Origin of the sequence: Aliiglaciecola sp. 3_MG-2023, from assembly GCF_030548205.1 — a bacterium.
GTDB lineage: Bacteria > Pseudomonadota > Gammaproteobacteria > Enterobacterales > Alteromonadaceae > Aliiglaciecola.
This window is the reverse complement of sequence record NZ_JAUORV010000012.1, coordinates 133,499-145,636: the sequence shown is the minus strand read 5'-3', so window position 1 is coordinate 145,636 and position 12,138 is coordinate 133,499. Positions and strand designations below refer to the sequence as shown.

The window sequence follows — 12,138 nt, the reverse complement described above, 5'->3', positions numbered from 1 at the left end:
CTATTCCTCTACTGTATATCTGCGTCTATTCTTATTGACAGATATAATTTTATTATTGCTTATCAATTTCATCGATTCGGTTTCTATAGTTCGGTCTATTATATGTGAAATAAGCTCATCAAATTTAGCGATCGCTTCTAAGTTTTGGCGGTTAGGTCTAAAGCCATTCGAGATATAAACAGCTTGTATCAAAGTATTGAGGTCAATTTTAAATATATAAACAGGCTCATTATTTATGACTAGCGGGATAGGTATTTTGTCGATTGATGTTAATTTATGGTTTTCTATCCATTCTAAGTCAGTCTGGATATTTACCTTGTTACAGATTGAATAATCTTTTAGCTTTCTACTAACGATAAACCCATCAACCTTTGAAGGTAAAAGTCTATTGGAATAGTCCAATGCAGAGTTGACGATAAGCTCTTCGATAATGTTTAAACATAAATCTTCGTCTTGGTTTGTTAGGTCATTTTTTTGAAATATTCTAATTAGATTTAGGTAATTAGTGAGTGATTCTTGTAAATATGATTCATTAGAAAAGTCAGCTAATGATGACTCCAATTTATCTTCTCCTAAAAGATATGAAGCACGTACAATACCTTCAGGAGTAAGCGCAAAATTAGTCCTAGAAGTGAGCAAATTAATATCATCTTTGACTTCAGTGGATATCGTTTGAGTTGTATATTCAAGATAAAAGTTGTCTAGCGCTTGGCTACGTATATTAATTGGATCAACTTTAATAAAGCACCGACTAAATTCATTATCAAAATGAGCAAAAACATTTCCAATAATTCCATCTTCATTTTCCAAAGTTAATATTTGAAAAACATAATCTACAAAAATTCGAGGGATTAGGAATTGCTCATCCATTAATCTCGCAATCCCAAATAATTCAACTAGCTTATTTTGGAAGGAAGGTAATGATAAGACTTTAAAGTTTTTAGCCAAGTAAGAGGAAGTTTGGTTTTCTAACTGAAAAGACCGATAAAAAGGATTATCAATTGAGATTCCCGTTAATTTCGATAAAAAATCTGAAATAAAATCTGATGTGATTTTTGAAGATGAAAAATTCAATCTTGGATAACATTCAAAGTCATAAAAACTAACAGCATTAGCTTTGAAGGCTTTTATGTGCCTATTCTCAAAGTATTTTTCAAACGATTCTTTGATATCATAATGGCGTTCGCTGCCTTGCTTGATATACTTCTGCAGCATACCAATGTTTATACCAAGAGCTAGAGGTTTATCATTTGCTTTAAATTCATCAAACTTTTCATCTAAACAATCAATAGCTGATTTATGCTGACTATTGCTGTGTGTTGCATCTAAATGGAAAGTAACTGTGCTACTGTGATTTTTATAAAGCTTAGTTAAAATTTCAGATTTTCCGTCTCCAGAACTTCCGCAAAGGCATAGTATTTCGTTATTATTAGCTTTTATCAGCGCTCGTTCGAAGTCTGTTTGGATTGGTGGTTTTATATACAAATAGTCTTTAATGTTTTGTAATTCATCCACATCCTCTCCCTTTCGAAGGGTCGAAACAGAATACTGTGACGCTCTAGACAGCACGCTCAGAGCTTGCCTTAAATCCATATTTCTCTTCCATGTCAACGAGTTATATTAAACTTATACTAAAGTTGTAGGCGGAGTAAACAGTTTACCTACAATTTAGAACGATTATTTTTCTATTTTGAATTAAGTTTGCTTTACGTTTTCTTCCCATAAATACAGATGAAACGGCAGGAAGTAGGAACATACCTGCGAATAACCAAGCAAAGTTTTGCGCTGCGGTTGCTAGGGTCAATAGAATTTGGTTTTTATTAACTAATGGGGGTATAACAAATTGCAGGGCTAGGTACACCACCAAGCCTGTTGTGATGCTAACCCACCATGGTAAATAGGATAAAACCGTTAAAAGGGAAGTGTTCTTGTGGCTCATCAACAGTCCATTGTTTTAAGTGAATAAGCAACAACATAGCGGGTTTGATAAATTCTTAAATTCTGCAATCAATAACTAATTATAGGAATGTATATTTGACGGTATCTTGTTATTTACCCAAGCAGAAGGAGTGACCATAAATTGGTTAGATAAAAGCGTCACTTAACAATAAAACCCATGGCCTAAAGACCATGCTACGGGTTTGGGATAAATGTCCAATACCGAGGAAAACCCATAACCTGTAGTCGGTGGCTTTAGCCCCGAGATAGGGATATCAATAACCCACGGAAAAGCCTATGAAAACCCCATGGCCTAAAGACCATGCTACGGGTTTGGGATGAATGCCCAATATCGAGGAAAACCCATAACCTGTAGTCGGGTGCTTTAGCCCCGAGATAGGGATATTAATAACCCATGGAAAAGCCTATGGAAACCTCATGGCCTAAAGACCATGCTACGGGTTTGGGATGAATGTCCAATAGCGAGGAAGATCCCATAACCTGTAGTCGGTGGCTTTAGCCCCGAGAAAGGGATGTCAATAACCCATGGAAAAGCCTATGGAAACCTCATGGCCTAAAGACCATGCTACAGGTTTGGGATGAATGCCCAATAGCGAGGAAAACCCATAACCTGTAGTCGGTGGCTTTAGCGTATAAATAGCGATTAAGGCGGGTAAAGTTATTGGCTTTGATCATCCAATAAAAGCAATTTCCCTATGCCATCGGCCTCAATCCAGACAATGGCATTTTGCCTAAATTGCCTAGCTAAATTTAGGGCTTGTTGTTTACTGATATTGAGCACCAACACACTCTTTTCCTCTGGCCATAACCGTTGGGGATCCCTGCCTACACCTTCGATAAATTCCAAGCCCATATTGTGTAATAGCTTAATCAGTTTAGCCTGAGCAATCAGGTTCTCAGACTCTGTCATCGCAACACTGTGGGGATTGTATGCGGTAATAAACGCGGCTTGTTTACAGTGTTTTTTCTCCATGAGAGCTTGTAATCGGCGGCTGGGTTTATCCACTAAAATTGCTAACTGCTGTTTTGTCGTTAAGTCAGAAAAGCAACCATCAGAAAAAACCACATACTCAGCATTCTTATAAGCGGCTAATAACTCAGGGTCAATGCTCAAATTTACTCGCCTTTTGAGATTAAATGGTTAGTTGCGCAAGCACTACTGCCTGGCGGCAGAGCCCCATGATATGCATGACGCGCGGTAAAGGTTAGTTCAGCTATTATTTTAGAATCAAAAAAGCAGAAGGGCATCATTCAGCGATGCCCTTCTGCTTATTTATTTTATTGGTTTTTTCGAACGGAAAAGGCTTTTTTGTTGATCTCTGCAACCTCAAAAAATGCTTCATTGGCGATTAACACCGACATTGAGTAGTGGGCGATTTTCCAGCTGTCTCCTTGTTTGATCACCACGCCTGTCCCTCTAAAGCGTCCCCATTTTGGAGAAACTATTATTTCGTCCAACCAGGCTGTTTTGCCACTGTCAGCAAAATTTATATGGCGTTCAACTGAGTTGTATGTCCACCCTGTGCCGCCTTTAAAACGTTCTTTAACATAGGCGTCTAAGGTGGTTGGACGGCTCCATCGTTCCCAGTCGTCCGTTCCCATGAACACACCGTTTTTTGTGAACGAACCAAGGTATCCTTCGAGGTTCGCTTGGCTTGCGGCGTAGTGTAAGCCGTCTACCAGTTTATTAATCGACTCTGTGTCTGCTGTCTCTGATGATTGCTGTGGGTTGGCTAAACTGAGAAAACTGATAGACCAAAACGCTATCATTACCACTGCGGCAAATTGCTTCATAACTAACGTCCTTCTGATTGACCAACAATGACACATTTTAGTGCCGGTGTTGGTTATTAGTAAATGAGGTCTGCTAACATAAACAGACCTCATTGCACTCGTTTATTCCCGCTAAACTTAGTAGTTACCGCGGAAAGTTAACCCAACTGTGCGCGGCGTTACGCGAATAGTTGCAGGTTGATCAAATGGCGGTCTACCAATGGCACGAACAACCCCATCGTCATCGAACAGGTTATTTGCAAACAACGACACTTCAAACTCGTCAAAGCGCACACCTAGGCGTAAGTTCGCCACGGTATAGGCATCCATTTTACGGTAATTAGCAGCCTCTTCGTTGAACTCTGTGGCACGATCACCGGTATATTGCACATTGAAGTAGGCAAAGCCCATGTAATTTTGACTCAACGCACGCTCATAATCGGCGCTGGCATTGAACGTGGTTTCAGGTACAAATGGCGCTGAATCGCCTTCTAAGGCAGATAAGTTAGGTACATCTGCATCCAAGGTACTCTTGATGTAAGCTCCACCTACCGATAGCGTTAAGGCATCAACGGGTTTCATGCTTAACTCAAACTCTATCCCTTGGCTGGTGGCTTCGCCAACGTTTTCACGGAATCCAAAACCACACTCGAAAGAGCGACTGGTTTGCATATCACTCCAATCAATGTGGAATACGGTTGTGTTATAGCTGAACATGCCGTCTTTAGTAACACCCTTTATGCCCGCCTCGTAATTCCAAATTTCGTCTGGTTTAAAGAAGCGGGTATCGCCACCTTCACGTTCAACCTCGGCCAACTCTTCAGAACAAACTGATTCAGGAATGGCACCGTTGATCCCACCGTAGCGGAAGCCTTTTGCGGCTTGGGCATAGACTAATACTTCGTCATTCACTCGATATGACACATTCAATTTTGGATTTACCCCATCGGTGGTGCTTTCAGGGCGAATATCACCGTTTGATTCACCATTAAACAAGCCTGATTGGTAAAATTCGATATTTTGTTTCCAGTTGAAATAACGTAAACCTGCTGTGATCGAGAAGTCACCTATGTCGTAGTAGGCTTCACCGAAAAGGGCATAGGTTTCAACGGTTAGATCGTCAAAGCCGTAATATAAGTGATCCTCAGGTGCGCCAAACGCCGAAGAAGGCACGCCCAAGATGTCATCCGCGCCAGGTACCGGGAAGGTGTTTTCATAAAACACATCTTTTTTGTCGGCATAAGCACCCACCGTCCATTGCAGTTTGTCGTCGGTGGTTGAGCTTAATCTGAGTTCTTGTACCCAAACTTCAGAGTCGGTGAAGTCAATAAGTTCGTGTGGCGTCACTTCTGGTGGCAGGGCCGACTCGAACAATAAATCCAGCGAACGTCGGTTAATAATGGAACGATCAAAATAAGAGGTAGAACTGACTAATTCAGCCCACTCTAAATCATATTTTAAGGTTAAGTTGGCAATATTGACTTCATCATCAAAACCATCAAAAGAGGTGTAGTTTCTGGTTAAAAACGCAGTAGAGTCGATGTCTTGTGGATAACCATTGTCTGAATAGTTATGATGAAGTAGGGTTAATTCTGCGCGTAAATTATCCGTTGGGAAATACAATGTGGAGATCTTTGCACCTTTAGAGATACCATCGTTGAGATCTTTTTCACCAGTCACTTCATTATCGATGTAACCACCGTTATCCATGTAATAACCGCTAGCACGAATGGCCAATTGGTTTTCAATAACAGGCGCATTAATCAAACCTTTCACCGAGTAGTTCTGTGAACCATGGCTAATAGACGATGCGCTGGCTTCATAGCGACCACCAAATTCATTCAGGTCAGGTTCGTTGGAAACAAGGCGCACTGTTCCTGTCATTGAACCAGCACCAAATAGTGTTCCTTGCGGGCCGCGTAGAACTTCCACACGTTTCAAATCAAATAATGCGAATTCTGGGTTCATGCCGCCCATGGAAATGGGGATTTCATCCATATAAATACCCACGGTTTCTTGGTTTTGGGTATCGTTGTCGTTACCGCCACCATTGGCTACACCGCGAATAGATAAACGCGTTCTGCCTGGACCATTTTGGTAAGAGGTTAAACTAGGCACTACGCCCAACAAGTCGGTAAAGTCGGCAGCCCCAAGGTTATCGATTAGCTCATCGGTCACTACGTTAATGCTAATAGGCACATCATTCATATCTTCTGAACGTTTACGAGAGGTAACAACAACACGCTCAACTTCAGCATTGCTTGCGCCACTTTCATTGGATTGTGCATACAGACTCATAGGAGATAAACACGTTGCTATGGCCATTGCCAGCAGGGTCTTACCCTTCAATTGGGGTGCTTTTAAGATAGACGTGGATGATTTTTGATGTGTCACTGTGGTGGATCCCTTGTTATTTAAGTTAGTTAATTGGTAGTTGGGAAGTACAAGTGCGCACAGGCGTTCACCTGCACTTTTATAATAGTTGTTTACTGTGTGTATAAATTGCTCAAAAAATTATGCTTACCTGTTAAAGGCTTTTATTAACGATGACAAAATGCTTGAGTTGGTAAAGGGCTAGATACAACCCCATTGAAAAGTTTATCAGTAAATTAGCATTAAGCAAAGCTATGCAAGTGCATGAATGTTCTAAGTTTTTTAAAAAAAAGTAAAGCAGGAAAGTATTTTTCCCGCCGCTGATTTCCCTTATTGTAAAAGCCATGGCTAAATAACCGTTTAGCTGGAATTCGTTAGTTTTCGAGTGTGACTTTAGTGATAGGCACTGGCTGAGTTAGCAATTGCCCTTTCACATAGGGATTGTTGTGCGCTCGTTGAGCTGGTAATGCCGCAATTTTATCGATTACCTCCATGCCTGCAATCACATTGCCAAATACCGCAAAACCTTGTTTGTCAGGGTGACGCAATCCGCCGGCATCTAAGTGGGGATTATCCTGGGTCGAGATAAAAAATTCAGATTGTGCGGTTCCTAAATCACCGCGCGCAAAAGATACTGCCCCCCTTTTATGAGTGAGGGTGGTTTGCGCCGTGGACTCGTGAGGAATTGCCGGTAGCCCGGCTTCAAAAGGATCATCCAGTGCGGCATTTAAACCACCTTGTAAAACCGCTATTTTAAGGGGGTGATTATCATTGTTATGATCAACGGTGCGATAAAATGTCAGTGTTTTAAACGCATCGCTTTTTATGTAAGCGATAAAATTATTGGCGCTTATGGGGGCTTTGTTTACATCCAACGCAATTTGGATATCACCATACTCAGTGGTTAACACCGCAATGGGTAATTTGGATGGGCTGTGAAATTGTTCTTGAGGTTTTTCGGCAGTTGCACACGCGCCCAATAATAATGCACAAGCGGTTAGGGTTAATACATAGGAAAAAATCGCGTTCATTTGGTGAGTCATTGAGGTAAGTCAGCTTTGTTAATTTGGCCTAGCTTAGCAAACCTCAGTCAAAGAATAAAAACTAAGGTGTGGCTAAAATACCGGTTACGGGCTGTTTATTTAAACAGCCACTGTTTAACCGCATCCATATTCTGAATGACCACCTGTTGCGCTCTGGGATCGGCGGCAATGACATTCATATCAATGCGCATCATTTGTAATAAATACTGCACTAACGCACCGCGCACTTGGATCAGCAAACTTTGGTTTGTCATACCAAAATCATTGGCCACCACCTCTTGTTGGGCATCAGACAACCTTTGGTCTGGTATAAAAACAACATTCACTTTAGTCTGCCAGGCCGTGTCTTGTTCTATTGACTGGTTACTTTTCCCCATTACTTCCGGAGTGCCATAAAACCGGGTTAGCACAAAGTCGCGATAATCTTGGTTCTTTTCACAAAACCCACGCACATGCCAACGCATACCAGAATGCACTATGGAGTGGGGCACAATAATGCGGCCTGCTTTATCTGGGGCATTTACCGAGCGATAATCCACTTCAAGGCGGAGTTTGTTTCGGCAGGCTTTTACCACTTGACGCAGCACAGTAGGCTGAACCCGATATTTGGGGAGTGGCAAGTTATGGGTATAGTCAAAACCTAAGGTCATATCGTGAAAGGTATTCATCAAATCACTATTGCGATGAATTAACTGTAAGTACTCATCAGCTTCTCCTAAAGTTACTTTTGGAGCAAAGTTGTCAGAGGGTTCATAGCCTTTCAATGAGGAATTATAAATGAGGTTGTCTGGGCCGATATTATTGCGATATTCATTAATATCTTTGGATGCCTGCTGTCGTCCAATCCCAAAATAATCGGTTAAATGCCCAGCATTAAGCTTACCTTCCCACAAGGCTACAATTTCAATTAATCGATAACGCTGAAGTAAATCGTATCGAAACGGCCAATTAGATTTTTGATTCATATATGTCGTCAGTAACTACGCTAATTGGCTCATTATCAGCATACTGGTGGGGCTTTAGCAAAATTATTTTGCGCAATATATGTTCGTTTTATATAGGTGTTTAAGCTGTATTGTTCGTTCATATTTTCATAAAAAACATTTAAAACAATGAGTTAACTCTGTAACGGGATTGCTTTTAAGAGGTTCATTGTGGATATCTGCCTGAAAACTGTACATGTGTATCTGCACAGTTGTTTATCTGTCGTTTTCTACGACATATGCTTAGGTTACGTTTTAACCAAAAGGAACTAAGATGACGATTTCACAGCATGCTCAAAAACGCTGCCAGCAGCGGGGTATCTCTCCAGACTTGGTGTTACTTTTAAACGCCTTAGGCATGGAGACCCATCAAAAAGGCAATACCTATGTGCTAGAGTTAGATAAGCAAACACAAAAATCTTTGTGCAAAAAGTTAAAACGATTATTGATGCAAGTACAAAGAGACGTGTTTGTGGTTATCAGTGAAGACGATCATGTAATTACCACCGCTCATAAACATTAAAAGGAATTAAAAATGACTCGATTTGCCGAGCCCGAAGTCATCGCTTGCCCCCATTGTGCGGCCCGTTACCTGCGCGTCGTGTTATTGTCTTTTAACACAATGATGCAAAAAACTTTCTCTGACGGAGGAAGTGTAAATGGTTTGCAAGATACCCTGTGCAATGTGGCTAGGTGCCCAAATTGTGAGGCTGTGATTAAAGATATTTTGAGTCTTGATTTAGTCGAACAGCCTTTAAAGCGCCGATTTTGGGAGAAATTGGTAGGTAAAGAACCTGAATATAGTTACCTTCCCAAACCATCATTTGACGTTTACCTAGAATTGTTTGAAAACGACACTCAAAGTGATTTGAGATTCAATTGGGCCTTAAAAGCGCTGCAAGTGTTTAATCAAACATATCGAATGTACGGAAACGAGCAAGAAGCGGATGCAGCATTAAAACAGCAGTATCACAGGGTTTGCCAGTTCATTTTACACCGCTACACCGACTATTCCTCTGATGAAATGACCTTGCTATGTGCAGATATTTATCGTCAGGTGGGAGATTTTCAATCTTCATTACACTTATACAACAAAGTAGATGATCGCAATCTTAGCCATATTGTTGAGCCAGCAAAACGTTGGTGTGAACAAGGTATCACCAGTTTAATGGAAATCGGTGGTAGAAGCGGGCAAAAGCAGTCGCGTATACAAAAACGTCGCCTATAAGTAGTAGAGACTTAGCATGAAAACACAATATCAAAGATGGCAAACTCGCCTTTCAATATTGCTCCACTATACAAAAATGTCACTCACTGCTTGGACGCAGAACAGGTCCAAAACGGTGTTTACCAGTCAAAAAACCGTAAATATCTGCAAATCACACTTTCCCGAATTTGCTAAAACATCGTAAGCCAATAAATGCCTTAAATGAGTTTTTCTAGATAACAATAAAAAAAATTTGAGAAATCTTTATGGACCCAAAACTTATACAGCTAACGTTACAAATAAGCCGCGAGAATTCCATTATTGAAAAAGCGGGGAAGTCAGCAGATTTCACAAAACTAATTAAATTAGTGAAAACCCATATCGCTTTAAGTGACAAATTAGGTTTAACAAGTGCGTTTGCTGACAATTTAGAGCAACTTGAAAAACTCGAGGGAAAGTTAAAACGTTATCGAGTAACAGGTGAATTCTGCAATGATTTGCATTTTAAATAACTGCAGAAAATAGGTGACTGGAATAGCAGTAAAGCTAACCGCTTTTGTTTTTAAATGTACCTGATAATTTTGTTTAACATTGCAAATTATTCTGATTGGTTTAGACTGTTTTTTAACCAATTCAAAGGACTGAAATTATGCAAAAACGCCAGTGCTACCCGATTATTTTTTCACTTATCTTAGTGCTCAATGCTTGTACAAGCGAAACCTCTACTGTTGAACCTCCTGTGCAGTCCGCCATGTCGGACATGGAAAAGCCTGACCAGCTGTCTAACACTTGGTTTGGGGCAACCTACGAAGCACCTGAAAATTGGATTGAAGAAAAAGGGGCTGAAGTCATTAAATATACTGCGCCCGAAGGTGGTGCGTTAATCGCTTTGACTGTGGTAGAAGGTGCCGATGATTCTGCCAGCGCAGCCTTGCAAGCCTGGCATAAAATCTATCCAGACTTTGCCCGAACAGTGCGTTTTAATAATGATGAGGTGGCTAAAAACGGCTGGCAACAACAAACTTTTATTGAGTATGAAAGTGCCATATCTGAAGAGCGGGCTTTTTTTGCCCTAGTGTTGCGTAAAGAGAGTGACTGGCATGTAGTATTAGTTGATTTTAGTTTGGCGGTACTGGGTAAGCGGGGTTCTCAATTAAACTTATTAGTTGATAGCTATACGGTACAAGGCTATGAAGCTGAAGATGTGTCAGGCAATCCCGCTCATACATTGGATTCAAACAAATTAGATGCGCTGCTGAGCTTTGTCAGTGGTGCTGCCGAAAAACTGCATGTTCCAGGTGCTGGTGTGGCGATTTATCAAGATGGTAAAATCCTGTACGAAGGTGGGGTAGGGGTTAAAAGCATCCTTACCAAAGAGCCAGTAGATAAAAACACCCTGTTTCAAGTGGCTTCCAATACCAAAGGAATGACCACATTACTATTGGCCAAACTTGTAGAGATGGGCAAGTTGCAGTGGGATGACAAAGTTACTGATCACTACCCTGACTTTAAACTAGGAAGCCCAGAAACCACAAATAAAGTACTGATCCGTCACTTAGTCTGTGCTTGCACAGGCTTACCCCGTAAAGATATGACTTGGGTATTTAATAGTGGCCCGGATGCGCCAACCTTAATGGCCGTAGAAGATTTAGCCAATGTAGAGCCTACTAGTGAATTTGGGGAGTTGTATCAATACAATAATCAAATGCCAGCGGTAGCGGGCTATATTGCAGGCCATATTTTATATCCCGACATGGAAATAGGAGCTGCTTACGATAAAGCCATGCAAGAATTTATCTTTGATCCCTTGCAAATGAAGAGCACTACATTGTCATTCAGCACGGCGATTGCAGGCAATATTGCTAAACCTCATGCCCTAGGATTGGACTATGAGCTTAAAGAGGTTTTACAAACCCCGGAGCAGGGATTTAATTTGACGGTGATACCTTATCGCCCTTCTGGTGGCGCTTTTTCTTCCTCGTCGGATATGCTCAAGTATCTTGCCAATGAACTAACGTTAGGGGTAACACCTGAAGGTGAAAGGCTCTTTGCTGAAAAACCGTTGTTAGAAAGACGCCAACCTGGAGTGTCATCTGGTAAAGATAAATATTATGGAATGGGGCTAAGTACCAAGAAAATCGCAGGGGTGGAGATTATTGAACATGGCGGCAGTATGGCGGGTTATAAATCCCAATTTATTGTGATACCCAGTGCCAATGTTGCCGCGGTAATTTTGACCAACTCCGATGAAGGATATTATTTAGCCTCGGCATTCCAACGTAAACTAATTGAATTACTTTATGACGCTCCTTCCAAGGCTGCTGAGGAAGTAGAGGTGTTTGCACTTGAACAGCAAAAAGGCATCGCCGCCCGATTGAATGAAATTGATCTACCGGGTGACGCGACCATTTTGGCTAACCTGGCCAAACATTACGAAAGTGATATTTTAGGTGAATTATCGATTACACAAGTGGGCGGGCAAACCATTTTTGATCCTGGCGTTTGGACGAGCACTGTCACAACCAAAACCAGCTCAGATGGAAAACACTCTATTGTGATGACGAATCCTGCAATTTTTGGTTTGGAATTGGTAATTGGTCAAAATGATGCAGGCAAACGCACCCTTACACTCATTGATATGCAGCATTCCTATGTGTTTACTGAAGTGAGTGCTAAATAAGCTATTTTTTGATTTGGTTCATCGATTGTTTGCTAGGCGGTTATAGTCTGCCTAGCTAACTTTTCTATGGTTTAATTTTATTCTTCTTCTGCTTTTTTAAACCCCGATTCTTTTGGGGTT

The 12,138-nt window shown here is 41.1% G+C and carries 10 protein-coding genes; 4 read left to right on the top strand and 6 right to left on the bottom strand.

Annotated features, from left to right (window positions below):
* The 6 genes from dptF to Q4574_RS14590 all read right to left on the bottom strand — a co-directional run bounded on the left by dptF (position 1) and on the right by Q4574_RS14590 (position 8,113).
* Positions 1 to 1,515, bottom strand: coding sequence for a DNA phosphorothioation-dependent restriction protein DptF (dptF, locus tag Q4574_RS14615; protein ID WP_303474886.1), 1,515 nt, complete (start codon positions 1,513 to 1,515; stop codon positions 1 to 3).
* A 1,102-nt stretch (positions 1,516 to 2,617) separates the two neighbouring features.
* Positions 2,618 to 3,073: a DUF3293 domain-containing protein gene (locus tag Q4574_RS14610; protein ID WP_303474885.1), complete on the bottom strand. Its 456-nt coding sequence runs from the start codon at positions 3,071 to 3,073 to the stop codon at positions 2,618 to 2,620.
* Between the two features lie 164 nt (positions 3,074 to 3,237).
* On the bottom strand, positions 3,238 to 3,753 hold the full coding sequence (locus tag Q4574_RS14605; RefSeq protein ID WP_303474884.1) for a nuclear transport factor 2 family protein: 516 nt from the start codon (positions 3,751 to 3,753) through the stop codon (positions 3,238 to 3,240).
* Positions 3,754 to 3,870: 117 nt separating this feature from the next.
* Positions 3,871 to 6,081 carry a TonB-dependent receptor gene (locus Q4574_RS14600; RefSeq protein ID WP_303474908.1) on the bottom strand — a complete coding sequence of 737 codons (2,211 nt, stop codon included), beginning with the start codon at positions 6,079 to 6,081 and terminating at the stop codon, positions 3,871 to 3,873.
* Between the two features lie 398 nt (positions 6,082 to 6,479).
* Positions 6,480 to 7,136 (bottom strand): peptidylprolyl isomerase, encoded by a 657-nt coding sequence (locus Q4574_RS14595; RefSeq protein ID WP_303474883.1) that lies wholly within the window; start codon positions 7,134 to 7,136, stop codon positions 6,480 to 6,482.
* 107 nt (positions 7,137 to 7,243) lie between these two features.
* The gene (locus Q4574_RS14590) at positions 7,244 to 8,113 is read right to left on the bottom strand and encodes a WYL domain-containing protein (protein WP_303474882.1); all 870 of its coding nucleotides are present in this window, start codon (positions 8,111 to 8,113) and stop codon (positions 7,244 to 7,246) included.
* A gap of 292 nt (positions 8,114 to 8,405) precedes the next feature.
* Between Q4574_RS14590 and Q4574_RS14585 the strand changes: the two genes are divergently transcribed.
* The 4 genes from Q4574_RS14585 (at position 8,406) to Q4574_RS14570 (ending at position 12,018) form a co-directional block, all read left to right on the top strand.
* Positions 8,406 to 8,654, top strand: a complete 249-nt coding sequence (locus Q4574_RS14585) for a hypothetical protein (RefSeq protein ID WP_303474881.1) — start codon at positions 8,406 to 8,408, stop codon at positions 8,652 to 8,654.
* Positions 8,655 to 8,666: 12 nt separating this feature from the next.
* Entirely contained in the window at positions 8,667 to 9,359 is a 693-nt protein-coding gene (locus tag Q4574_RS14580; RefSeq protein WP_303474880.1) for a hypothetical protein, read from the top strand.
* A gap of 245 nt (positions 9,360 to 9,604) precedes the next feature.
* Complete coding sequence (locus Q4574_RS14575) at positions 9,605 to 9,850, top strand: hypothetical protein (protein WP_303474879.1); 246 nt, start codon at positions 9,605 to 9,607, stop codon at positions 9,848 to 9,850.
* A 137-nt stretch (positions 9,851 to 9,987) separates the two neighbouring features.
* Entirely contained in the window at positions 9,988 to 12,018 is a 2,031-nt protein-coding gene (locus Q4574_RS14570; protein WP_303474878.1) for a serine hydrolase, read from the top strand.
* Positions 12,019 to 12,138: the final 120 nt, after the last annotated feature.